We start from the raw sequence: 23756 nt of genomic DNA, 5'->3' as shown, positions 1-23756 counted from the left end.
TTCATAGGTTAAATCCAAATTCACTTTATAAAAATTGAGAGACCAATTCATAATGGATTTGGTCTCTCAATTTTTATGCTATTTCCTATTACTCAACCGTAATCACAATCTTACCTACTGCATGATGCGTTTCACTCAACACATGTGCATCATAAACCCCCTGCTGTGATAATGGATGTGTACTACCAATCACACTTTTCATTTTTCCTTCTTCTAATAACTTCCCTAATTTACTTAGTTGTTCTCCTTCTGGATTAAGCCACATACTTTTTGCTACAACATTCTTTTTCTTTGCTTTTTCCTGATCAGGCTCCCCAACGACAGAAATCATTCTACTGGTGTTTTCTTTAAGGACATCGAAACTCTCATTTTGAGTCTCACCCCCGATTGTATCTAATACAAGGTCGATATCACGCAACACATCTTTAACATTGGTTGTATGATAATCAATCACTTCATCCGCACCTAGGGATTTCAGAAGCTCGTGGTTTTTTGGACTAGCAGTTGTGTACACGTACGCTCCAGCTTCTTTCGCGAGTTGAATGGCATAGGTTCCAACTCCACCAGCCCCTGCATGAATCAGTACTTTTTCTCCTTTTTCTAGCTTGCCGTGATCAAACAAACCTTGGTATGCAGTCATTCCAGCCAATGGAACTGCCGCAGCTTCTTCAAAGGAAATAGAAGCAGGCTTTTTGGCTAAAAGATGTTCATCTACTATCGTGTACTCTGCATACGTTCCGAAGCGGGTTGTCTCTGGACGGGCGAATACTTTATCGCCAACTTTCCAATCCGTTACATTCGATCCCACAGCTTCAATAACCCCAGCAACATCCCAACCAAGGATGATCGGGAACTCCCAGTCAAACATTTGCTTCAGGTACCCTTCACGAAGTTTCCAATCTATTGGGTTAATGGAAGTGGCTTTTGCCCGAATCAATACTTGATTTTCTCCCAATTCTGGTAGGGTTACGGTACCATCTTCTAATACCTCTTTACTTCCATATTGATTAATAATGACAGCTCTAGTCTGCATATAGTGATCACTCCTTGTCGATTTAGTATTCCCTTAATAAAATATCCAACGACCAATATGTTAGTTGATTTTTAGATAGTTCTCCCACTATCTGTTGCTATTATTACCACAATCCGCAATAGACAAATACTAATATGCTTAAAATTTATAAATAGAAAAAGAAGATTAGAAAGTATCTAATCTTCAATCTATCTCCATTATTTTTATTAGATTGATCTTGTTGTCTTATCTCAGCATCCACAATGATCAATCGGGCTATCCTTTTGAATGGACTCTGAAACAGGGAAGTTCATTTCCTTCCATGCTGATATACCCCCGGTTAACTCTTTAACCTTATAATCTCTTTCTAGTAAGAACTTTGCTACTTTAGCAGCAGTGTTACACCAAACATCCCAGCAATACACAATAATTTCCTTATCTTTCGGTATTTCACTTAAACGATTCTTTAATTCCTGTTCTGGTATAACATAAGCATCCTTAATGATTACATTTTTCACATGATTCGGGCCGTTTCTGACATCAACTAAGAAGTATTTCTCTGGATCCATTTCTTTTGACCTCTGATAATCCATAGGGCTTATGGTTCCTTCAAGACGTGCATTGAAATAATCAAGTGCGTTCATCGTTATTCCCTCCTGATATTTAAAGTGACTTCCAAATTTTAATGAGAATTTCTTTAAGTAATAGCCTCTCACTCTGTTCTAAAGGGGCTAAAACTCCTAATTCTGTTTCGATTAAGAATTCCCACCGAGAGTCTAATACATCATTCCCTTTTTCAGTAATCATAAGGCTATAGGATCTTCTGTCAGTAGGGTTCCTGGTTCTCTCAACAAATCCTAAAGCTTCCAGATGATCAATATGACTCACCATAGTTGTCCGATCGATTTGTAGGCTTTCAGAAATATCTCTTTGTGAAGAATAAGGGTTTTCCTGAATAAATAAAAGTACTCCATATTGTCTTGCGTTAATATGAAATGGGGTAAGTCCTTCAGCAAACTTACTTTCCATTTGCTGCAGAACCTTTCCAAGCAAAAAACCATAAGATTGATTCCATTTATTCAAGTGAATTTTCACCTCCTATTTTAATCAGTTAAATTTATAATCAGTATAACTGATTAATTACTAAAAAACAAGGGAATTTATATTGTGGTGCTTTACCATAATTAGAACGGTGATGTGAGGCGTATCGCATATAAAATTTCAATTAAAGGATTGGGCATGTATTGAAAACTCTTTTATCCTTAAGAAATTAACTATAATTTAGAGAAATCTTGTTTACCTTTTTACATGTAAGACGTCTTTAAAGTAGGAGGTCTGAAATGAATGATTCCATGATGGGGATAAAACTCAACGAAATATTGAAATTTGTTTACTCTTACCTTTTAAAGATGGGTGCTTCAAAGGAAGATGCAGAAGATATTATTCAGGATACTGCCTATAAATTCCTACAGTATATGGACTCCATTAAAGTTACTAATATAAAAAGTTGGCTTTTTAGAGTGGCTGTAAATCAGTACTATGATTTGACTCGCAAGAATTCTAGGCGGAGAGATGTATTATTGAAATTCAACCTAACAGAATTGCTTGAGGAGGATACACCAGAGAAGGCCGTCTTACGAAGTGAATTAGAGGAAGACATACATGAACTGTTAAAAAGATTAAAACCAAAATATAGACAATTACTTCTTCTTAAATATAGTACGGGATTGAGGGTTCAAGAGATAGCAGATTTGTATGACATGAAAGAAGGGTCGGTTAAGACCGTTTTGCACCGTGCAAGAAAAGAATTTATTCAACAATATAGGAGGTATGATCATGAGCAAGGAAAATGAATTTATACCGAAGGATCTTGAGTTTGAGAAGTTGATGAAAAAAGCAAAGAGGCGCTCATTGATAAAAATGGTGCTCATTTCTTTAGTGATAAGTTTAGTTGTTTTAACTGGTCTTTATTTTATTGGGGATACAGTAATGAAAATGAAAATGGAAAAGGAAATCAATTTGGATCTATCTTGGAATGGAATTGTGGGAGCAAATGTTGAAGAACAAGGCACGACCTATAATTACTCTCCCATTTCAGCAACAGCAAAAACAAAGCTTGTTAAAAAGGTTGGTGGGGTTCCGATTCCATGGGGGGAAGAAGAAAAGGTCTTTACCATCTTGGGAACATCAAGATTGATTACGAACGATGGTCCCTCAGGATCAGGAAGTATCAGTGATGAAAGGATTCCTTTGTATTACCAAGGAGAAAGAGTAATGGAATTTTATCATCCAGAAGTAACCTATAAGGAAGTTTTTGATGATAGAGAGCTACTCAATCACATCGATGAACACTCCGTTGTAGAAATGGCATTTTCTTTTGATAAGGGATATACGATAGAAGAAGTCAATAGTATTTTTAAAGAGCATATAGCCTGGTATTGGGTAGACACCTTTAGTAAAGAGGATATAGACGAACATAACGAGTTAAATGGAGACGATCAGTTTACTAGAGGACATACTGTAAATGGGTTTGAAGCATATGGTTTTCCATATAATACTCATCCTAAGGCTATGCCTGCATCTAACTTTATATCTATCCTTCAAATGATGAAATCAGATGGAGGAAGTTATCAGAATGAAGCAAATAAAATTTATAATAACATTACTAAAAATGGAAAAGTTAAATTGGAACCTAAAAATCTTAACATTATTGGTGTTGTTGTTACTGGAAAACCAAGTGACTTAAAAAAATATAATGACGCTTCTGTAATACGAGCTGCTACCTTAGGAGCGACGACAAATCAATATTAAGAAAACCAGCTTTAAGTGAAATGAAAAAAGGGTGATGGGTTTGAAAACCATTCACCCTTGAGTTAGTTAGACACAAGAGAGATGTCCGAAAGATCTGTTCTCTTTTTTATGGTCTCTAATGGGGGATAAGCTTGCTCGATACAGGCATACTGGTGCTAGAGTGCAAGCCGTTAACTGTTACTATTATTGTGCTGCTTACTAGGCAGTTTATTACTGGGGCGACCATTTCCTTGATTCTTCTTGTTCTTCTTTGCTTTTCTCTGGTTCTCATTCATTTTTTCTACGAAGTCATGTGTATTGTCCATAGAAATACCTCCTTATAAACTCAATGTTAAGTTAACCTTCTGATAAAAATTAATACAATTTTTGTTTTAGAGATATCAAAACCATCTTTTTAATTTTCAAATAGTGGGAAATCCTTCCTCTTTTACGGACAATCAATAGGGAGCAATAACAATACGTAATACCAATATTAAAAACGTAAATGTAGTTTTTTGTTTATGTAAACAATTGGTAAATGAGACATTCTCTTGCTACTCCTGTTGTATGATTGGAGTATAGCTACTTCAGCTACTATTAAAAGGAGGCAATAAAGATGCAAGAAATGAGCAAAATGAAAAAATGGTTGATGGCTTTCATGGCAGTAATTGCAGTAAGTGGAGTTTTGACAGCGTGCGGCGGTGACACTGAAGAAGATACAGAAACAGATGCAAATCAAACCGAAGAAAACCAAACAGAAGAAAATAGCGAAGAAGGCACAGAAGAAGAATCTGGCGAGTAACTACTTAATAAAATGTAAGGTCCTACACCCCATCAGGCGTGTAGGACCTTTTTTGTACAATCAACAGAATTATAAGTTGGTCTCCTTTATCGAAAGAGGGAGTATATAATTCAGCTCGAAACTAGGAGTGGAATGCCTTTGTTCCGGAAATATACTTCATTTCCTTGGGCTCGCGGGGTAAAGAAGGCTTCGGAAACATTACATCGCGCGAAGAAAATTGTTTTATTTTCTAGGAATCCCTGTATATTCCCTATGCTAGAATGGTGGCACTAATGTTGAGTTAGGGATTGCTGAAAAAATAAATAACTCTATTTCTTGCAAAATAATAGGAGCACTTGAAAGCATTTCGCACTTTGATTGTAGCGGAGGGGGATGTCCCTGCGTCTTCTAGTGTTGCTTCGAAGTAGGCTTCCTCGGGACAAGGCAGCGAAGAAGTAAACTCGCAGTAGTCGCCTGGCCGTGCCCGCGGAAAGCGACTACCCGCAGCGGAAATCAACCTAGTCTACGTATATTTTTTAATAAAAGACCTAGTCATCTTGGCTATTCGTATCGTCTATTGTACAATGTCATATTTATAATATAAACAAGATTATGATTGAAGAAGCAACTTAATTAGCCCCTTTACCAACAATTCCATAGAAAAAGAGCTTTGTTAAGTCTTCGCTTAAGTGAAGGGTTCTTTTATATACTTCTTCATTCGAAAGGTAATCACTATACATCTGAATGTACACGAGGATTGCTTCATTAGAGATGGTGGAGTCAATATATCCTTCGTCTTTGCCTGATTGAAAAAACGCACTTAAACGAGGCATGGCTTTTTCAACATAAAATGTTTCGAAATAATTATTCTCTCCTGCGTATTCCTTCATCACATACTCATAAAAGTCCTCATGAATGTCATTGGCAACTTTTGCATTTTGAAAAATGACTTGTTTTATCTTTTCAGGAAAAGGAAGATCGCTTTCGAGTAATTCCTCGGCTCTAGCCCACTCTTTATCCACATAGTAAGTAATGACCTCAGTAACTAATTTATGCTTATTTTCGAAATAGTTATAGATGGTTACCTGAGAAACACTAGCCTCTTTTGCAATTTCTGCAACGGAAACCTTTTGAACCCCGTATTTCATAAATAAGGATAGGGCTGCCTTTAATATTTCCATTTTCTTTAATTCTCTACGACGCTCAAATCCGTCCATTACGTTCACCTCGTTCATAGTTTAATAAAAATTTTGTAATAAAACAATAAAAGGAGTTCATAAGTATATTGCATAACCTCTTGTTTTTGTATATTATGAACTAAGTAAGTTAAAATAGTTCATAATATACAAGCGTAATTGACACCCTAGACTAAATTGTTGCTTTTTAAGTATGTGGTCTATCGATGATAGTAAATGGATTTTAAAAAAAGTCTTCTAACAGAAGGAGAATGTAAAAATGAGTGTATTAGAAGTAAACCAACTAACAAAGAAGTTTGGAAAGTTTATGGCATTAGATGGGGTTAATTTGGAAGTGAAGGAAGGAGAAGTTTTCGGGTTTATTGGACCTAATGGTGCCGGTAAATCAACAACTATCCGCGTGTTACTTGGTATTTTGAAGGCAACGGCAGGCGAGGCAAAAATCTTTGGCAAGGATGCATGGTCAGATGCAGTAGAAATCCATAAGCGAATTGCCTATGTACCAGGGGATGTTAATTTATGGCCCAATTTAACTGGTGGTGAAGTGATTGATTTATTCGTAAAGCTCCGAGGAGGAAATAATAAAAGCAGACGTGAGGAATTAATAAGGCGCTTTGACTTAGATACATCGAAAAAATGTGGTACGTATTCAAAAGGAAATCGGCAAAAGGTTGCGCTTGTAGCTGCTTTTTCCTCAGAGGCCGACCTATATATACTTGATGAACCAACATCAGGTCTAGATCCGTTAATGGAACAAGTTTTTCAACAATGTGTCATGGAAGCAAAGCATGCAGGTAAGAGTGTTCTTCTATCCAGTCATATTTTATCTGAAGTAGAGAAGTTATGTGACCGAGTTGGAATTATTCGACAAGGTAAGATCATTGAGTCGGGCTCGTTAAAAGAGCTACGCCATTTGACACGTACGAATTTACTAGTGGAGACAAAAGTGGCCATCACTCCATTGCAAGAATTAAAAGGGATCCATGAGATAGAAGAAAAGGATGGAGCGTTGTCTTTCCAAGTGGATACCGAAGATTTGGATGCTGTGATTAAACATATAAGTCAATTTGGAATTATGAAGTTGGAAAGCACTCCGCCAAAACTGGAAGATTTATTCATGCGTCACTATGAAGGAAAAGGACAAATGGAGACAGGAGCAGGGGGGAAATCCTAATGGCTAATACAAATCTGAATGGGATAGGGAGCCTTTCCAAATTAATTATTAGACGGGATCGAATCCGTATTCCGTTATGGTTCGTTGGAATTTGCTTCTTTACATTTATGGTACCTATAGCCTTCACGGAACTATATGGTTCCCAAGAGCAGAGAGATGTAATGGCAAAAACAATGGAAAACCCTGCAATGACCGCTATGGTAGGACCGGCTGATTTAAGTAATTATACGCTTGGTGTCATGACGGCACATCAGATGTTACTTCTAACCGCATTAGTTGTTGGGTTGATGAGCATTCTTCTAGTAACACGACATACACGTGGGGATGAGGAAGACGGACGCGTTGAAATGATTCGTTCCTTACCGGTAGGGCGGCTATCTAATTTGAATGCAACATTATTGGTTTACGTCATTCTTAATATATTATTAGCTGCTATTATCGGTTTTGGGTTTTATGCACTAAACATTGAGAGTATGGATTTAGAGGGATCACTATTATATGGAGTTACCTTAGGGGCAACTGGTATTTTCTTCACTAGTATTACAGCCGTATTTGGACAGATTTCAGAAAGTTCCCGTGGGACGATTGGCTTTTCTATTGGAATTCTTTTGATTGCTTATATGATCAGAGGGATTGGAGATGTAAGTAATGATACACTAAGCCTTTTTTCCCCACTTGGTTGGGTAACGAAAGCGGAAGTTTACGGTGATAATCATTGGTGGCCGATTCTAGTCCTATTAGGTGTATCAATTATTCTATTTATGGTAGCCAATTATTTAAATGCAATACGAGATTTAGAGGCTGGCTTGTTACCGTCAAGGCCTGGTAAAAAATATGCTTCTGTATTTCTCCAAGGTCCAATTGGTTTAGGAGTAAGATTACAGCGAACCGGAACGATATCTTGGGCAATCGGAATGTTTGTACTTGGTGCCTCATATGGTTCCGTTTTAGGGGATCTAGATTCCTTCTTTGAAGGAAATGATATGATGAAGCAGTTGTTCGTGACTAATGGAGGGCATTCCGTTACAGAACAGTTTGTATCGATGATCATGATGGTTATATCGATATTTGCAACAATACCGCCAGTAATGGCTATGAATAAATTGTATGTGAAAGAAAAAAAGGGGCGTATAGAACATCTACTAGGGAGAGCTGTTTCACGAACGCGACTTATGGCAAGTTTTCTTATCATTTCCGTTACGAACGGATTTGTAATGATCTCACTTGCTGCAATCGGTTTGTGGGCTGCTGGAGCATCCGCTATGGAAGAGCCTTTTCCATTTGAAACCATTTATGGAATGGGGCTCGTCTATTATCCAGCTATACTTGTAATGATTAGTGTTGCTGTTCTATTCATTGGATTTAGGCCAAAATTGACTAGTTTCATTTGGTTATATGTCCTTTATTCCTTCGTCGTACTGTACATGGGTGGATTATTCCAGTTCCCAGAATGGGTTGGCCAACTGACTCCATTTGGGCATATTCCACAGATTCCTGTTGAGGATATGACATGGATGCCGATTATTTTGTTAATAAGTTTTGCAGCTGTCGTAACAGTCATTGGTTTTATCGGATATAATAGACGGGATATAGAAAGTTAACCGATTTTGTAAATAAAAAGACCACCAATAAAGGACCATCGCATGGACAAGACTACAGGAAAAACTCCATTAGCCACCTTTATATAAAGATAAGAAGACAAAAATGATGGAAAATAAAAAGATGATTCCCGATTCTGCACGATAGATTTCGGAAATCATCTTTTAAACTTTAAAAATAACTGTCAAAGAACATGTCATCAGAGTCTTCTAAACGGATTCAGGTATCATTGTAGTAATTATATCAAGGATGATACATCTTATTCGGCAGTAGTTTCAATTAAAAAATGGAAGTGATTTTTAACACCCCAAAATACTCATTGAAGATTAAAACGATTACATATATGATTAAGCTAAAATTTAGAATAGCGGGGTGTTCATAATGGAAACGGGTAAGAAGGAAACTATTTCGGTTGAAACCACTGTTCATGTACCAGTTGAAAAAGTGTGGGAGTATTGGACGGCACCAGAGCATATCAAGCAATGGTCGAATGCTTCGGATGATTGGCATGCGCCAAAAGCGGAAAATGATTTAAGGACTGGCGGCAAATTCCTTACAAGAATGGAAGCGAAGGACGGTAGCTTTGGATTTGATTTTACTGGCATTTATGATGAAGTGAAGCAACATGAGTTAATTTCTTACACGATGGAGGACGGTAGGAAGGTTGAAATTTCGTTTATTGCTCGGGATAATGACACGAAAGTAATGGAAACCTTCGAAGCGGAAGACACCAATTCCATGGAGATGCAAAAGACAGGATGGCAGTCAATTCTGGATAATTTCAAAAAGTATAGTGAGAGTTTCCAAACATCTTAGAACTAGAATCACCGACATTTTTTCGGATAATAGCCTTAAGATAACTAGTATAGCGGAGAAGTTTAGTCAATTTGGTACAAAAATAAACTGTAAAGAGGGAATCTTATGCAAAAAATAGTTCCGCATTTATGGTACGACAAGGAAGCTAAAGAAGCCGCTCAGTTTTATATTGGTCTATTTGAGAATTCAGAGCTATTACATGTGACCGTTTTGGAAGACACTCCTTCTGGCGATTCAGAAATAGTAAGCTTTAAACTTGCTGGGCAGGAATTCCAAGCAATAAGTGCAGGTCCTTACTTCACATTTAATCCTACTATATCGTTAATGGTAGCTTGCGACAGTGTGGAAGAAGTAGATGTCAAATGGAGGGCATTAGTAGACGGTGGGGCTGAATTAATGCCACTTGGGGAGTATCCGTTTAGCAAATGGTATGGCTGGGTCAGGGATAGATATGGTTTGTCGTGGCAGTTGATGCTGGTAGATGAAGGCCAGACTACACAAAAGATTACGCCAAATATGCTTTTCTCCGGGGAATCATGTGGTATGGCGGAAGAAGCAATAACGTTCTACACAGAAATATTTGATAACGTAGAAGTAGGTGTAGTCAGCAAATATGAACCTGGTGAAGCCCAGTCAGCGAAGGCAAAAGTGAAATATGCTGATTTTAATCTTTACGGCGTCAATTACTCCAACTAAATCATAGATTTTGATGGAGCTTGTGACTACCCGATAGTACCAACGCTCTTAGAGCTCCTATCTCTTTTCGCTGCCAAACTGATACAGCGTGGTGTCACATCTGGGCATATTGACAAATACCCTATCTACCCAGCTTGCTGGCTAGATTCTCTAAGGTACTGACTTCCCTTTTGATAGAGATTCATCGCAGCAATGCGATCATCATTAGAACGATATTCGCACCTTTTACAACAGAAGGTGTGGATCTTTTTATGGCGGTTTGTTTTATCGCGATGACTGCATTTCGGACAAGTCTGAGACGTATAGGCTGGATCGACAAACAGAACCTCCGATTGGTTCATTAAAGACTTGTATTCTATGAAGTTACTAAACTGGCCAAAAGACCAGGATACGGATACGTATCGATTACTTTTACGAACTTTTTCGGTTGCTGTTCTTATGCCAGAAAGATCTTCTAAAACAAACAATGTATTCGGACCATATTGACTAACGAGTGCCTTGGTGATGCAGTGGTTTACATCTGTCATCCAACGGTTTTCTCGTTGACCAATTTTTGATAGTCTTCTTCTTGCTGAGGCTGTTTGTTTCTGTTGCAGTTGCTTGCGTAACATTTTATAGTGGCCACGCTTTTGTTTAATTTGCTTGCCACTAAAGAAGGTCGTTTTTCCATTTTGATCATAAACGGTCGCTACGAAATTAATACCTAGATCAATTCCGACAATGTTGTCTATATTTTCACTTGCTTCGAACGCTTTGGTCATCGGAATGTGTAAAAAGAATTTTCCCTTTTTCGTGACCAGTTTAGCCGTACCAAATTTCCATTCTCCGTCGAAGAAATGTTCCATTCCCTTCGTTTCGAAGGGGACAGAAATTCTTCCTTTCAATGTGTTTACGGAGAATACTGCTTTTTTGAGAGAATAATCCCGATTCCACACTAAATCATACTCCGGATTCTTAAACATAACCTTCGTATTCGTAACGCCATTTGATTTCATTGATTTGTACTTGGCACAAACGGTTTTGTTCACGCTATTAGCCATTTGAGAACGGAGACCGAACTTACTTCTCATAGGATGATACGTATGTTTGTGTAGCTGGATATTCGAGAAAATTTTCTTATTGAAAGCTTCGCTGGAGGCATAGTTCAACGCTTCTCTCACTGCACGAATCGTGTCAAGGAGAAGTTCTTTCTCTTTTTCAGTTGGTAAGATTTTTATTTTTGCCGTGATCGTAATGGTTTTTTCGGGCATCTTTTTACACCTCCTATTATTAATAGTATATAATACGAACAAGTGTTTTTAAAGGGGTGAGAGCGCCAATTCCTCCCGCAACTAAATCGTAGATTTAGGTTGGGGTCTCCTTGGCGAGTTTAGATGAAGAAAATTGATATTAACGGGTTGGAAAAGGCTCGTTTTGCAAAATAATATGTACAAGTACCAAAATAAAGACTACAAATCTTCAGAGGAGTAATTAAGTTGCGTTTGAAGAGCACGTAAAGCAAAGAAAAAAGCAATAATCCTACCTTAAACCCAAAAAACCAAGAAAAGTACTTGGATTTTCCGTTTCTCCCCTAATTGGAAGCACTTATCACTTTTTAAGCAACACGAAATAGTTTATAATTATAAGATAACATTAGATATTTATTCTTATAGACAAACCATAAAGTTTAAACAGAGATAGAAAAGGTGTGTACCAGTTGGCACCTTGCTTTTTTATGAAATCTTAGCAGGAGTGCCTACTCTTTTTGCAAATTTTTGGGGATAAGGAAGGGTACAATGAGCAACATACAGGGAAAAACAGACGTAATCTTAATTGGTGCTGGAGTCATGAGTGCGACTTTGGGAGCCTTACTAAAAGAGCTAGCACCAGAAATGGATATCAAAGTATTTGAGCAACTTGGGAAACCTGGAGAAGAAAGCTCAAACGAATGGAATAATGCAGGTACTGGCCATTCTGCATTGTGCGAACTGAACTATACATCTGAAAAACCAGATGGATCTATTGACATAAGTAAAGCGATAAACATTAACGAACAGTTTCAGCTTTCTAGACAGTTTTGGTCTCATCTTGTTAAAAGCAATCTGATTCAGAATCCACAGGACTTTATCATGCCTTTGCCTCACATGAGTATGGTACAAGGGGAAGATAATGTAACGTTTTTGAAAAAACGTTTTAAAGCGTTGTCAAACAATCCTCTATTTCAAGGAATGGAATTTTCAGATGAGCCTGAAAAACTGAAAGAATGGATTCCGCTTATCATGGAAGGCCGCTCACCGAGCGAACCAATAGCGGCAACCAAAATCGATTCTGGAACAGATGTCAATTTCGGGGCGTTAACTCGTTTGTTATTTAAACACTTAGAGAATCAAAATGTTGACGTTAACTACAAGCATAGTGTAAAGGATATTAAACGTACTAGCGACGGCTTGTGGGAAGTGAAAGTACAGGATAATAAAAACGGTAAACTTGAGTACCATACGGCAGATTTCGTCTTTGTTGGTGGTGGGGGTGGAAGTCTTCCATTGCTCCAAAAAACAGGTATTCCGGAGTCCAAACGTGTTGGAGGGTTCCCGGTAAGTGGATTATTTATGGTGTGTAATAACCCAGAAGTGGTAGAGCAGCATCAGGCAAAAGTCTACGGGAAAGCCAAAGTTGGTGCTCCTCCGATGTCAGTTCCGCATCTGGATACAAGGTATATCGACAACAAAAAAACATTGCTGTTTGGACCGTTTGCCGGATTTTCACCGAAGTTCTTGAAAACGGGTTCATATTTGGACTTAATCCGTTCTGTAAAACCGAATAATTTATTCACGATGTTGGCAGCTGGTGTAAAAAACATGGGACTGACAAAATACCTGATTCAGCAAGTTTTGTTATCGAATGAAAAACGCATGGAAGAATTACGTGAGTTTATCCCGAACGCCAAAAGCGAGGATTGGGGTATTGTAGTAGCGGGTCAACGTGTGCAAGTAATTAAAGATACAGAGGCAGGAGGAAAAGGAACCCTTCAATTTGGTACGGAAGTGGTGACTGCTGCTGATGGAACGATTGCTGCATTGCTTGGAGCTTCCCCTGGAGCTTCTACTGCTGTTCACGTTATGCTTGAAGTGCTACAGCAGTGCTTCCCAGAGCGTATGGAAGAATGGGAGCCTAAAATCAAAGAAATGATTCCTTCTTATGGTCTGTCACTAGTGGAAAACCCTGAGTTTTTCAAAGAAATTCATACTTCTACAGCACAGGCACTTGGCCTAGGAGAAACAGTTTATAGTTAGCCTATGAAGAAGCCAAGGCATATATAACTAGTAAAGGAGAGGTTGCAAATGACCTCTCCTTTACGTTTTTTTATTTGTTTATAAACTCATGTAGCGCCACACCGTAACTCACCGGGAAAACTTTAGAAGCGTAATAATCTGTGAAAATCTAAGGATTTTCTTGGTTAGTGACATACAACATCACTTGACCGGGTTTAGTATTTTATGGGACTTACTGCTGAGCTTCCATATCCATGTAAAATACTTCCCAGATATGACCGTCTAGATCCTGGAACCCCGCTTGATACATAAATCCGAGATCCTTTAGATCAGTGGCAGGACTGCCACCGGATTCTATGGCCTTCTTTAAGATTGCATCGACTTGTTCTCTACTTTCCACTGCAAAGGATACTAATACTTCTGTGTGAGTTGCTGCATTGGCAATTTCTTTATTGGTGAAGTTCTTGAAGTGTGCTTCTGTCAAAAGCATTGCAAAAGTATTGTCATTTATGACCATACAAGCTGCATTTTCGTCTGTGAATTGCATGTTAAACGAAAACCCCATTTCATTGAAGAAATTCATGGATTTCTTCAGGTCGCTGACAGAAAGGTTAATAAACGTCATACCTGGTTTAAATGCCATTTTTCATCACCTCATTCATCAATTTAACTTTACAATTGTTAAGTTATACCGTTATAGTAAATTTTAACTTACCATTTGTCAAGTAGTAATTTAGTATTGTTCAACTACTATTTGACTTTTGTTAAGTTAATCTTTACGCTTTTTATATGAAAAGTAATTGGGTGGTGAAAACAACAATGGGTGAAATACGTGATGCAGAACGCACCCGAAAGAAAATACTCCAGGCAGCCAAAAAAGAGTTCTTTGAAAGAGGCTATCATGGTACGAGAATCGAATCCATTGCAAAACGGGCAGGAGTTAAAAAGCAGCTGATTTATCATTATTTTAAAGGGAAAGATGATCTGATTAATCAAACCATTGCGGACTTTGTTTCTGCAGTGCCTACAGAAAATTTGACGTTACCTACTAATCCTGTGGATATCGCTGAATTTCGATTAGAGGTGAATTTGAATAATCTAAGAGATTTTCTCAAGTTTACTGCCTGGGAGGCTGTTGAAGAGCTACCACATAATGTGAACGGAGAGGAAATAAGGTCGAAAGTGCTTCAATCCTATAATGCAGATATGAAGTCTAAACAGGAGATGGGTCTGGTACCGAAGGAGCTAGACCCTGCATTGATTACTTTGATGATGTCTAGCCTAACTATCTATCCGCTTCTTTATGATAATGTCACACGACTGATAACAGGACATACGTTAGAGGAACCAGAATTCCAAGAAAAATGGGCTCAGTTTCTTCGTCAAATTAGTGAGCGTATCTTTGAACGCGAGGATTAAAAACCATAATCTTCTCACATTACTCTCAACATATTATAGTTGAAATAGGTACTTTAACTTTATCTCCGACTATGCGGAGTTCAGGAAAAAAGCCAACCAAATGGTTGGCTTTTCACTAACTAAATCGTCTAATCGTCTCACGCAACTGCCCCGCTATATAATTTGTCCCCTTCTCAACTTCCACATGAGAAAAAGTAACACGAACATAGCTTTCATCCATTTCTAACGCTTCGGCAAATAATCCACCAAGACCTTTTGCACGTCTATCCACTTGAAGGACCACTTCGATTTCATGCTCTTTAAGGAAAAAGTAAGCTTCTAACTCATCTAAATCTGCTCTAAACTCATTAGAAGGGAGAAACTCAAACTCTTGTATATAGCCTAAGCGCTTGGAATACTCCATCTCTACTTTTCGTAAATGGAATCCCAGTCCGTTATAGATAGCATCCAACACCGTGCTCATAGAAGGATGGGACTGCACTTGGATATAATCACGATCTTTTGGATCAATGGCAGAAGGGATATCTAATCCAGTTTGAATCCAAACCTTTGTACGTCCAAGAGTTGGAGGAGTTTGAATAGGTAACGTGAATTCGAAATCGAATTCCTTTTTTTCCCCTTCTCCGATCGTGAAGGATTGACTTAATGAAAATTTATGCAGTACTACTTTTTCATAGAATTTTTTATCATCTCTTTCACGAAGAGCCTCTGTCATAACGAAAAGGTTAATGCGGTCTATTTGTTGTTCCGTATTCCCACCTTCCACGACTACCTTCCCTTGAAAGTTTTCTCCAGGTGTTAATTGATCTTTTGCTAATTGTGTATCAACCCGTGCACTACCAATACCAACACTCGCCAACCATTTCTTTAACATGAATAGCCTCCTCTTAGAATATCAAATCAGTTCTCTATCACTGAATACGTATGTCGCGTGAATTAGTTTCATTAAACGATAAAAACTAAGCAATCTTATCAATGGCTATTTCCGATGTGAATTACAGTTGATATTTTTGCTATTATTTGTCGTTTTTTGCTAGATTAATGGTATAATAGTCTCATCTATAAGTAAGCGTATTCATTAAGTAAGCGGAAAATTCTAAATATTGGATGTAAAGTTAGTGGGATCGTTGACCTTTTAGTAGATTTCTACCTAAAGGCTAATATAGGAATTTAAATAAATAGTAAAGGGTGTGTGTCATTTCGGTCTAAAGCTTTCCTACACATACATCATGATTACCAGGGGGGATACAATTGCTAAAGTTCAAAGACATAAAACAAATAGTAGCAAAACCGTTACAGAAGTTAAAGACTAAGCGACTTACAAAAGAACCAAGGTTTAAGAAACCAAGTATAACCAAGTTTAAGAGTTGGCCATCCTTAAATGTATTTAATAAGAAAAATGTAGAAACACGACGTGCGAAAAAGTCTATCACCACAAAGACCTTATATACATTTATCCTATTTATTTTAATAAGCGTTTCAGGAGTAGGGTTTGCATCCTACTTTATATCGAATAATATCATCACAACAAAGGTAGAAGATGCTTCTGAACAAACAATCACCCAGGCTGGGGACAAATTAGACTTTGTTTACAGCCGATATACGGGCATGGTCCAGGAGTTATTGATAGATAAAGAGTTCCAGGATCTCTTAAAGAATTTAAATAGTTATGAAGCTAACTCCCAGGAATTGGACTACATAATGACTCAAAATACAATTGAAGATAAATTAGTAAATTTAGCGATTGTCGATGAACAATTAGGTATGCATTTAATTAATGTCGATCGATCCCTCATTTTTTCTTCGGATGACGCATTGCAGGATGACTCTATCTTGGATTCAGAATGGTATAAAAATGCCATTAATTCGGATGAAAAGATGTTTTGGTTAGGTGGAATGGAAGCTGGAGTATCTGGGAAAAGCAGTGATTCTACTGTAAGCTTTGCGCAAGCGCTTACGGTTGATGGAGCCAATTATATTGTAGCTTTTGATTTGAGTAACCAACTATTTGAAGAAACACTTAAGGATGTTAAGTTTGGAGAAAATGGGCTTGTTAAGGTTGTCGACAAAAATAATAAAGTTGTCTTCTCTTTTGATGAAAAAGAAATCAATAAAAAGAATAGCTATCCAATTGATTTGAAATCAGAAAAGCATGTTGTAACGCAGGATGATCAATTAATCTTTCAATATGCCTCCGAAGTAACTGATTGGTACCTTGTCGGAGCTGTATCTTCGAAGGAATTAACAAAGGATACGAATAAAATATTTTACATTACGATAATCGTTATCGTCATTTCGTTTGTCATTTCTTTATTCATTGGGAAGGTCATCGTAAACATGATCGGAGTACCAATGACAAAAATCTCGGAACTGATGTCTGTTGCCAAAGATGGGGATTTAAAAGTTCGCTCTGATCTAACGAATCGTGAGGATGAGATTGGTGAACTAGCTAATAGCTTTAATGATATGATGGGTAACATTTCAGAAATGATGGATAAGACAAGAACCTCATCTGCTAAGGTGCTACAGGCGGCTACAGAACTACAGGATATTTCAAGGCTACAATCCGACTCAGCGAGGGAGGTTGCAGTAGCATCAGAAGAAATCGCAACAGGAGCAACAACATTAACACAAGAAGCAGAGAGTGGTAATAGTCTAGTAAGTAAGATTAGCTCAGAGGTAGAAAATGTATATGAGAATAACCATGAAATGGAAGACTACGCGAAAGAAGTAATAAGTGGAAGTTCTGCAGGGATAGAAAAAATGGATGAGCTTGTAAACAAAACGAAGCATGGCGAGCAACTAACCCAAGCTCTCATCCAAAAAACAGATACACTGAAAGACAGTACAAAACAAATTAGTGATGTCATGACCATTTTGACGAATATCGCCCAACAAACGAACCTTTTATCCCTTAACGCAGCTATTGAAGCAGCCCGTGCAGGAGAAGCTGGAAAAGGGTTTGCCGTTGTAGCGGATGAGATTAGGAAGTTATCGGCACAGTCAAAGGAATCTATCGATCTTGTTGGAAATATTACATCTGCTATTATTAATGAAGTAAATGAAACGTTAAGTGTTTTAGATGAAGCTAATCCAATATTCAAGGAGCAAGTTATTACTGCCCAAGAAACGGATGATCTTTTGAAAAATGTAGGAACTAGAATGAATGCATTTACAAGCAAGATAGAACTTGTCACTAGTTCTATTAATCAGTTAAGGGATTCACAAGAAATTTTGACCTCGACGATTCAGCAAGTTAGTGCTACAGCAGAGGAATCGACTGCTATTAGTGAAGAGGTATCTGCATCAACAGAGGAGCAAATGAAGGTAAGTGATTCCTTAGTGACAACGTCCCAAGAGCTAAAAGAATTGGCTGAGGATTTGCAAGCAAGCTTGGATCGATTCAAGATATGAAAAAAGGCTCTCCAGTTTGGAGGGCCTTTTGATTAAAGGAGGCAAACAGGACTCGTGTCCTGCTTGTGTTTAATGGACTTGTACACTTGCGAAGTATTCTTCAAATTGTTTGGTGACCAATGGTTTAGAGAAATAATAACCTTGAGCATACGTACACTTATAATGATTTAACATTATGACTTGATATTCTTCTTCGATGCCTTCTGCAACCACTTGTAAGTTTAAGTTTAACCCCATATCGATAATCGATTTTATCATCGATACACTTCTTGGATCCATTATCCCCTGTACAAATGACTTATCAATTTTTATGGTATCAATGGGCAGTTCTTTTAAAATATGCAAGGATGAGTAGCCGGTACCAAAATCATCAATGGAGGTAGTTACTCCGAGTTCTCTTAACTGTTGGAGAATCGTTTTTGTATATTTAATGTTCTTCATAATGCTTTCCGTTATTTCGAGCTCTAAACATGCAGGGTTTATTCCTGTTTCGTCTAGAATACCTTTAATAGTTGAAATGAAATTTGGCTGTTCTAACTGTCGAACGGAGACGTTAACGGATACAGATAAGTCCCTATAGCCTATGTCATGCCAATTCTTTGTTTGTGTACAAGCCGTTTTGAGCACCCAATTTCCAATCCCTATAATTTGTCCCGTTTCTTCTGCGATTGGGATAAATTCAGCAGGTGATATAGCGCCATGGATTGGATGATTCCATCGACACAAAGCTTCCATCCCACTGATTTTTCCATTGGATAGAGTAACTTTTGGCTGGTAAACGAGAGACAATTGGTTTTGTTCTATTGCTTTTCTTAAGTCATTCTCTAACTCTACTTTTCTAGTTATCATTTTGTTTAGGTCATTGTTAAAGAACTTATAATTATTTTTTCCGCTCGCTTTCGCTAAGTACATCGCGGCATCGGCATTTTTTAATAAGCTTTCGCCAGTTGTGCCATCTTGAGGATACAAGCAAATACCTATACTAGGGGTTACTGAAATTTCGATATTATTGACAAAGAAGGATGGTTCAAAGGCTTTTAAAATGTTTTCTGCTGCTTCTACACAATTCTTTTTTGTGCCTTGAGTGATGATGACGATAAATTCATCTCCACCGAATCGATATACTCTATTATCCCCTAGTGCTTGTCTAAGGCGCTTGGCAGATTGATTTAATATACAGTCTCCTACATAATGACCTAGGGTATCGTTGACATTTTTAAACCGATCAATGTCCATTAACAAAACACCTACGGATAGCAGTTCATCTTTTAATTCTAATATTTCTTGAACATCATTTTTATAGCTTGTCCGATTATATAATCCTGTTAGTGGATCATGATAGGCTAGGAAGCGGTACTCTTTCAAGAACTCTTCATTCTTTTTTACGATATAGATTTGTCGACCAAGAATCATCATAAATACAATGATCATCCCATAGCTTAACGCGCTCATATGCCAATGGTAACTATGAAACATTAGTAGAACGAGGCAAACGGCGATCGTGTAAGGAAATAGCCGTTCTAAGTTCCGATAAAAATGACTCATTTCAGATTTAATTTCTGTTATATTCGCTTTTGTAATTCTTCCTGCAAGCCCGGTAAGCAATATCCCAATGGAAGAGGTAAGCACAATTGTGGGATTTGTTGGTTGATAAATGCCTTTTGAAAGTTGACTGCCAACGTAAAAATCAACAACTACTTGGAGAAACAATCCAATCATAACTAATTGCAAATACCTCTTCTCCTCGCTATAATCGACAAGCTTTTGAAGATAGAGAATGACAAATAAAATACTCCAACTAATAATCGGATAAATCATCATTAAACCGGTTTCAAGGTAGGATAAACCAGTCATTTCCATCATTGGTTTTATGAGATAATGAAAGCTCATTGCAGTAGAGAACGCCATAAAAACAAAAATATTGAAAAGATTAGTGTAAGCTAAACGGATACTGATTGTTTTTGCTTTAAACATTAAACTACTAAGAAATATAAGGTAGGCTGTTATGCGTAAATAATATGAAAGATCTAGTAATCGTGTTGTTTGGGCATGGACAATTAAAAGTAGGGAGCTCAGATTCGATGCTATGTAAAAAAGAGTGCCAATTGATAATAGTAACCAAAATACCCTTCTGCTTTTGTTAGAAATTAGTTGGTAGGCTTGAAACAACCAAATCATACTGACGCTACCACCAAGGATAGAGAGAAGTAAAGATAAAGTAGCTTTCCCTGATAGTTGATTTAAGCCCATTAGAATGAAAGATGAAATAAAAAATGTAATAACAAAAAGGTAAGGACCTGTTGGTTTTTTAAATCTATTCATGACAATTCCCCTTTGTATTCATGAGCTTTTAATATTAAAAAAAGGCAATTTCCGTTAGGAAATAACCTTTTCATTTCAAGAGTTATTCCTTTTGGCTGCCCAGCCACCATAGGAGAAGTCCTTTAGGTCTGAAGCTTTGCGTCCTCATCTTTCAATGAGTTTGCCATTTCAAGGAAAATATGTGGTTCCTAAATTCTGTATATATTTACATTTAGTGTACTACAAAAAGGTAGGATATTTTAGATAATCTTTCTAGTAATTTTTTACAATGACTGTACTAAGAGATAAACTTTGATTAAAGCAAACAGTAGTAGGTCGAGGCACAAGAGTGGATGATAAGGCAGATTGGCGGAATATGCCTAAGAATGGGAATAAATAAAAAGAACCAAATTCCTAAACAGAATTTGGTTCCCATCCTTAACCTAATCTAACTTTAAAATCGTTATAGCCAAATTCACGCACGAGCTTGCAGTCTCCGTTCTTATCCTGCACCGCAATTGCCGGAAGAGGCATTCCATTAAACGTGTTCGTTTTCACCATCGAATAAATCGCCATATCACCAAAAACTAAACGGTCTCCGCTCTTTAGTGGCTGGTCAAACGAATAATCCCCAATGACATCACCAGTCAGGCAGGTTTGTCCACCTAGTCGATACGTATAGGGTTTTTCACCTGCTTCTCCTGACTCATAAAGAGGAGGACGATAAGGCATTTCTAACACGTCGGGCATATGACATGTTGCTGAGGTGTCTAAAATGGCAATTTCTATTCCGTTTTGATGAAGATCTAGTACAGAAGTTACGAGATACCCTGCATCAAGTGCTACAGCTTCCCCCGGTTCTAAATACACTTCTAAGTCATACTTATCCTGCATTCTCTTAATGCAAGCTTCTAGTCTAGGAATATCATAATCTTCCCTAGTAATATGATGGCCACCCCCAAAGTTGATCCATTCCATTTGAGAAAACCATTGGCCAAACTTTTCTTCTACCGCGTTGAGCGTGGTCTCCAAATCATCCGAGTTTTGCTGGCAAAGTGTGTGGAAGTGTAGCCCAGAAACACCTTCCAATAACTCAGGTCGGAAATCCTCCTGCTTTACTCCGAATCTAGAACCTGGAGAACAAGGATCATAGATTTCATGTCCCTCTTGAGTAGAGCACTCAGGGTTGATACGCAAGCCAACTTTTCTACCAGCTTGAAGAGCTTTATCTTTGAACTTTTCCAACTGGGAGAAGGAATTAAAGATGATGTGATCGCAAATAGAGATAATTTCGTCGATTTCATCTTCGCGATAAGCAGGGGCAAAGACATGATTTTCTTTGCCCATTTCTTCATAACCTAGTCGTGCTTCGAATAGTCCACTTGCGGTTGTTCCAGATAAATATTTTCCGATTAAGGGATACATGCTTGTCATGGAAAAAGCCTTTTGGGCTAGAACAATTTTTGCTCCAGTCCGCTGCATGACGCCATTTAGGATTTTAAGGTTTTTTTCTATAAGAGCTTCATCGACTACAAAACATGGGGTTGGTAAATCTTCAAACCGCATTTTATCGAACAAGCTCCGTTTTCTTAATCGGCTCTGCATCTACTAGTTCTGGACTATGATCCTCTTTCCAAGGAAGTCCCCACTCGTTTAGGGCTTCCATGAATGGATCTGGATCGAACTCCTCTATATTGTACACGCCGGCTTTATTCCATTTTCCTGTCATCAACATCATCGCACCGATCATGGCAGGAACACCTGTTGTATAAGAAACCGCTTGGGAGCCGACTTCTTTAAAACACTCTTCATGGTCACAAACATTGTACACATAGTACGTTTTGTCTTTTCCGTCTTTTTTCCCTTTGAAAATACATCCGATGTTTGTTTTCCCTTTTGTACGTGGTCCTAGGGATGCTGGATCTGGCAATACTGCTTTCAAGAATTGAAGCGGAATGATTTTCTGTCCTTCAAACTCGATTGGTTCAATGGAAGTCATTCCTACGTTTTCTAAGCATTTAAGGTGTGTTAAGTAGCTTTCCCCAAAAGTCATAAAGAAACGAATACGCTTAATCCCTGGGATGTTTACCGCAAGAGATTCAAGCTCTTCATGATAAAGCAAGTACATATCTTTTTTGCCGACTTCAGGAAAGTCATAGACACGTTTGATTTCCATGGGTTGTGTCTCAATCCATTCGCCGTTCTCCCAGTATCTACCGTTAGCGGATACTTCACGGATGTTGATTTCTGGATTGAAGTTCGTTGCAAACGGGTAGCCATGATCTCCTGCATTACAGTCCAGAATATCGATATACTCAATTTCATCAAAATGATGTTTTAAAGCATAAGCAGAGAATACCCCTGTTACACCTGGGTCAAATCCACTACCTAAAAGGGCAGTGATACCCGCCTTTTCAAAGCGCTCACGGTAGTCCCATTGCCATTTATATTCAAATTTTGCCGTATCTTCTGGCTCATAGTTTGCTGTATCCATATAGTTGGTTTTAGTTGCAAGGCAAGCATCCATGATCGTTAAGTCTTGATACGGTAAAGCTAAGTTCATTACGATATCAGGTTTTACTTCTTCGATGAGAGCAATCAGCTCATCCACATTGTTCGCATCTACTTGCGCTGTCGTAATTTTCGTTTTACCGCCATCTAGTTTGGCTTTTAAGTCATCACATTTTGATTTCGTGCGACTTGCTATACAAATCTCTTCAAATACATCACTGTTTTGCACACATTTGTGGATGGCTACAGATGCTACTCCACCACAACCGATAATAAGTGCTTTTCCCATTTTCAAATCCCCTATCTTTATTTTTTGTGTGAAAAGGTGCTCGGAACAACAAAAAAGCAAGTGCAACGCATAAACACGCAGGCACTTGCTTGGGATATATTCAATATTAAAAAAGCATGTGGATTCCAAGAAAAAGCCATGGATTTTCCATCTACCTTATGTAGAAAAGCTTCCTAATATTCAAATATATCTTAGGTTCAGAGTCTATATAGCAAATAATTACTTTTACCACTCTTATTGACCGTTTCACAAGTTGTGTGCATATGCACTGGTTGTAAAGTTACCAACTTATAAAATTTGAGCTTCTAACTCAATCAATAAGGCAACTAAAGTTGCCAATCGGCATTTGACCCGGCACACCGTTGCCTTAACCTTCCTTAAGGAAGGTGGTCAAAATTATCTGCTTGGAAAGACTCTTAATATATTTGAATAGTAGCTTCCCAAATCATGTTTTTTATATTATCAGTATGTTAGAGAAATAGCAATTAGGAAGTTAGGTAATTTTAA

The 23756-nt window shown here is 37.9% G+C and carries 21 protein-coding genes and 1 riboswitch; of the genes, 10 read left to right on the top strand and 11 right to left on the bottom strand.

The window, feature by feature from the left end:
• Nucleotides 1–88: 88 nt before the first annotated feature.
• The 3 genes from KO561_RS19555 to KO561_RS19545 form a co-directional block, all read right to left on the bottom strand.
• The gene (locus tag KO561_RS19555; protein ID WP_231094980.1) at nt 89–1033 is read right to left on the bottom strand and encodes an NADP-dependent oxidoreductase; all 945 of its coding nucleotides are present in this window, start codon (nt 1031–1033) and stop codon (nt 89–91) included.
• A 230-nt stretch (nt 1034–1263) separates the two neighbouring features.
• The gene (locus KO561_RS19550) at nt 1264–1656 is read right to left on the bottom strand and encodes a rhodanese-like domain-containing protein (protein ID WP_231094979.1); all 393 of its coding nucleotides are present in this window, start codon (nt 1654–1656) and stop codon (nt 1264–1266) included.
• 19 nt (nt 1657–1675) lie between these two features.
• Nucleotides 1676–2095 (bottom strand): MarR family winged helix-turn-helix transcriptional regulator, encoded by a 420-nt coding sequence (locus tag KO561_RS19545; protein WP_231094978.1) that lies wholly within the window; start codon nt 2093–2095, stop codon nt 1676–1678.
• Between the two features lie 257 nt (nt 2096–2352).
• On the opposite strand from KO561_RS19545, the gene KO561_RS19540 reads away from it, so the two are divergent.
• Both KO561_RS19540 and KO561_RS19535 read left to right on the top strand, forming a co-directional pair.
• Nucleotides 2353–2865 carry an RNA polymerase sigma factor gene (locus tag KO561_RS19540; protein WP_231094977.1) on the top strand — a complete coding sequence of 171 codons (513 nt, stop codon included), beginning with the start codon at nt 2353–2355 and terminating at the stop codon, nt 2863–2865.
• Nucleotides 2849–3823, top strand: a complete 975-nt coding sequence (locus KO561_RS19535; protein ID WP_231094976.1) for an anti sigma factor C-terminal domain-containing protein — start codon at nt 2849–2851, stop codon at nt 3821–3823. Before KO561_RS19540 ends, KO561_RS19535 begins: the two co-directional genes overlap by 17 nt.
• A gap of 170 nt (nt 3824–3993) precedes the next feature.
• On the opposite strand, the gene KO561_RS19530 is transcribed toward KO561_RS19535, so the two are convergent.
• Entirely contained in the window at nt 3994–4128 is a 135-nt protein-coding gene (locus KO561_RS19530) for a DUF4023 domain-containing protein (protein ID WP_231094975.1), read from the bottom strand.
• A 290-nt stretch (nt 4129–4418) separates the two neighbouring features.
• Between KO561_RS19530 and KO561_RS19525 the strand changes: the two genes are divergently transcribed.
• Nucleotides 4419–4604: a hypothetical protein gene (locus tag KO561_RS19525; RefSeq protein ID WP_231094974.1), complete on the top strand. Its 186-nt coding sequence runs from the start codon at nt 4419–4421 to the stop codon at nt 4602–4604.
• A 608-nt stretch (nt 4605–5212) separates the two neighbouring features.
• Here KO561_RS19525 and KO561_RS19520 read toward each other — a convergent pair.
• Nucleotides 5213–5800: a TetR/AcrR family transcriptional regulator gene (locus KO561_RS19520; RefSeq protein ID WP_231094973.1), complete on the bottom strand. Its 588-nt coding sequence runs from the start codon at nt 5798–5800 to the stop codon at nt 5213–5215.
• 238 nt (nt 5801–6038) lie between these two features.
• Here KO561_RS19520 and KO561_RS19515 point away from each other — a divergent pair, with 238 nt between their 5' ends.
• The 4 genes from KO561_RS19515 to KO561_RS19500 all read left to right on the top strand — a co-directional run bounded on the left by KO561_RS19515 (nt 6039) and on the right by KO561_RS19500 (nt 10064).
• A complete protein-coding gene (locus KO561_RS19515; protein WP_231094972.1) occupies nt 6039–6953 on the top strand; it encodes an ABC transporter ATP-binding protein in 915 nt (304 codons plus the stop codon).
• The gene (locus tag KO561_RS19510; protein ID WP_231094971.1) at nt 6953–8554 is read left to right on the top strand and encodes an ABC transporter permease; all 1602 of its coding nucleotides are present in this window, start codon (nt 6953–6955) and stop codon (nt 8552–8554) included. The genes KO561_RS19515 and KO561_RS19510 overlap by 1 nt, the downstream gene beginning before the upstream one ends.
• A 379-nt stretch (nt 8555–8933) precedes the next feature.
• Nucleotides 8934–9368, top strand: a complete 435-nt coding sequence (locus KO561_RS19505; RefSeq protein ID WP_231094970.1) for an SRPBCC family protein — start codon at nt 8934–8936, stop codon at nt 9366–9368.
• A 105-nt stretch (nt 9369–9473) separates the two neighbouring features.
• Nucleotides 9474–10064, top strand: a complete 591-nt coding sequence (locus tag KO561_RS19500) for a VOC family protein (protein WP_231094969.1) — start codon at nt 9474–9476, stop codon at nt 10062–10064.
• A gap of 125 nt (nt 10065–10189) precedes the next feature.
• On the opposite strand, the gene KO561_RS19495 is transcribed toward KO561_RS19500, so the two are convergent.
• The gene (locus KO561_RS19495; protein WP_231094968.1) at nt 10190–11314 is read right to left on the bottom strand and encodes a transposase; all 1125 of its coding nucleotides are present in this window, start codon (nt 11312–11314) and stop codon (nt 10190–10192) included.
• A gap of 525 nt (nt 11315–11839) precedes the next feature.
• Between KO561_RS19495 and KO561_RS19490 the strand changes: the two genes are divergently transcribed.
• On the top strand, nt 11840–13336 hold the full coding sequence (locus KO561_RS19490) for a malate:quinone oxidoreductase (RefSeq protein ID WP_231094967.1): 1497 nt from the start codon (nt 11840–11842) through the stop codon (nt 13334–13336).
• A 211-nt stretch (nt 13337–13547) separates the two neighbouring features.
• On the opposite strand, the gene KO561_RS19485 is transcribed toward KO561_RS19490, so the two are convergent.
• A complete protein-coding gene (locus KO561_RS19485; RefSeq protein WP_231094966.1) occupies nt 13548–13958 on the bottom strand; it encodes a VOC family protein in 411 nt (136 codons plus the stop codon).
• Between the two features lie 176 nt (nt 13959–14134).
• Here KO561_RS19485 and KO561_RS19480 point away from each other — a divergent pair, with 176 nt between their 5' ends.
• Complete coding sequence (locus KO561_RS19480; RefSeq protein WP_231094965.1) at nt 14135–14734, top strand: TetR/AcrR family transcriptional regulator; 600 nt, start codon at nt 14135–14137, stop codon at nt 14732–14734.
• 115 nt (nt 14735–14849) lie between these two features.
• Here the strand turns inward: KO561_RS19480 and KO561_RS19475 are convergent, their stop codons facing one another.
• Entirely contained in the window at nt 14850–15608 is a 759-nt protein-coding gene (locus KO561_RS19475; RefSeq protein WP_231094964.1) for a sporulation protein, read from the bottom strand.
• A gap of 377 nt (nt 15609–15985) precedes the next feature.
• Between KO561_RS19475 and KO561_RS19470 the strand changes: the two genes are divergently transcribed.
• Nucleotides 15986–18148, top strand: a complete 2163-nt coding sequence (locus KO561_RS19470; RefSeq protein WP_231094963.1) for a methyl-accepting chemotaxis protein — start codon at nt 15986–15988, stop codon at nt 18146–18148.
• A 69-nt stretch (nt 18149–18217) separates the two neighbouring features.
• Here KO561_RS19470 and KO561_RS19465 read toward each other — a convergent pair whose 3' ends face one another.
• From KO561_RS19465 to KO561_RS19455, 3 genes are all read right to left on the bottom strand, one after another.
• The gene (locus KO561_RS19465; protein ID WP_231094962.1) at nt 18218–20470 is read right to left on the bottom strand and encodes a putative bifunctional diguanylate cyclase/phosphodiesterase; all 2253 of its coding nucleotides are present in this window, start codon (nt 20468–20470) and stop codon (nt 18218–18220) included.
• Between the two features lie 90 nt (nt 20471–20560).
• A riboswitch (cyclic di-GMP riboswitch) is annotated at nt 20561–20645 on the bottom strand.
• A 242-nt stretch (nt 20646–20887) separates the two neighbouring features.
• Nucleotides 20888–22015, bottom strand: coding sequence for a carboxynorspermidine decarboxylase (gene nspC, locus KO561_RS19460; protein ID WP_231097292.1), 1128 nt, complete (start codon nt 22013–22015; stop codon nt 20888–20890).
• Nucleotide 22016: 1 nt separating this feature from the next.
• The gene (locus KO561_RS19455) at nt 22017–23249 is read right to left on the bottom strand and encodes a saccharopine dehydrogenase family protein (protein WP_231094961.1); all 1233 of its coding nucleotides are present in this window, start codon (nt 23247–23249) and stop codon (nt 22017–22019) included.
• Nucleotides 23250–23756: the final 507 nt, after the last annotated feature.

It is taken from the genome of Radiobacillus kanasensis (genome assembly GCF_021049245.1).
Classification (GTDB): Bacteria; Bacillota; Bacilli; order Bacillales; family Amphibacillaceae; genus Radiobacillus; species Radiobacillus kanasensis.
This window is presented reverse-complemented; position numbering and strand designations above follow the sequence as displayed.

What these genes read in the sequence shown, in the direction of transcription:
- KO561_RS19515 (WP_231094972.1), top strand. Translation starts at nt 6,039, where the DNA reads ATGAGTGTATTAGAAGTAAACCAACTAACAAAGAAGTTTGGAAAGTTT.
- KO561_RS19490 (WP_231094967.1), top strand. Translation starts at nt 11,840, where the DNA reads ATGAGCAACATACAGGGAAAAACAGACGTAATCTTAATTGGTGCTGGA.
- KO561_RS19465 (WP_231094962.1), bottom strand. Translation starts at nt 20,470, where the DNA reads ATGAATAGATTTAAAAAACCAACAGGTCCTTACCTTTTTGTTATTACA.
- KO561_RS19535 (WP_231094976.1), top strand. Translation starts at nt 2,849, where the DNA reads ATGAGCAAGGAAAATGAATTTATACCGAAGGATCTTGAGTTTGAGAAG.
- KO561_RS19505 (WP_231094970.1), top strand. Translation starts at nt 8,934, where the DNA reads ATGGAAACGGGTAAGAAGGAAACTATTTCGGTTGAAACCACTGTTCAT.
- KO561_RS19555 (WP_231094980.1), bottom strand. Translation starts at nt 1,033, where the DNA reads ATGCAGACTAGAGCTGTCATTATTAATCAATATGGAAGTAAAGAGGTA.
- nspC (WP_231097292.1), bottom strand. Translation starts at nt 22,015, where the DNA reads ATGCGGTTTGAAGATTTACCAACCCCATGTTTTGTAGTCGATGAAGCT.
- KO561_RS19540 (WP_231094977.1), top strand. Translation starts at nt 2,353, where the DNA reads ATGAATGATTCCATGATGGGGATAAAACTCAACGAAATATTGAAATTT.
- KO561_RS19510 (WP_231094971.1), top strand. Translation starts at nt 6,953, where the DNA reads ATGGCTAATACAAATCTGAATGGGATAGGGAGCCTTTCCAAATTAATT.
- KO561_RS19475 (WP_231094964.1), bottom strand. Translation starts at nt 15,608, where the DNA reads ATGTTAAAGAAATGGTTGGCGAGTGTTGGTATTGGTAGTGCACGGGTT.
- KO561_RS19520 (WP_231094973.1), bottom strand. Translation starts at nt 5,800, where the DNA reads ATGGACGGATTTGAGCGTCGTAGAGAATTAAAGAAAATGGAAATATTA.
- KO561_RS19455 (WP_231094961.1), bottom strand. Translation starts at nt 23,249, where the DNA reads ATGGGAAAAGCACTTATTATCGGTTGTGGTGGAGTAGCATCTGTAGCC.
- KO561_RS19525 (WP_231094974.1), top strand. Translation starts at nt 4,419, where the DNA reads ATGCAAGAAATGAGCAAAATGAAAAAATGGTTGATGGCTTTCATGGCA.
- KO561_RS19485 (WP_231094966.1), bottom strand. Translation starts at nt 13,958, where the DNA reads ATGGCATTTAAACCAGGTATGACGTTTATTAACCTTTCTGTCAGCGAC.
- KO561_RS19550 (WP_231094979.1), bottom strand. Translation starts at nt 1,656, where the DNA reads ATGAACGCACTTGATTATTTCAATGCACGTCTTGAAGGAACCATAAGC.
- KO561_RS19530 (WP_231094975.1), bottom strand. Translation starts at nt 4,128, where the DNA reads ATGGACAATACACATGACTTCGTAGAAAAAATGAATGAGAACCAGAGA.
- KO561_RS19495 (WP_231094968.1), bottom strand. Translation starts at nt 11,314, where the DNA reads ATGCCCGAAAAAACCATTACGATCACGGCAAAAATAAAAATCTTACCA.
- KO561_RS19500 (WP_231094969.1), top strand. Translation starts at nt 9,474, where the DNA reads ATGCAAAAAATAGTTCCGCATTTATGGTACGACAAGGAAGCTAAAGAA.
- KO561_RS19480 (WP_231094965.1), top strand. Translation starts at nt 14,135, where the DNA reads ATGGGTGAAATACGTGATGCAGAACGCACCCGAAAGAAAATACTCCAG.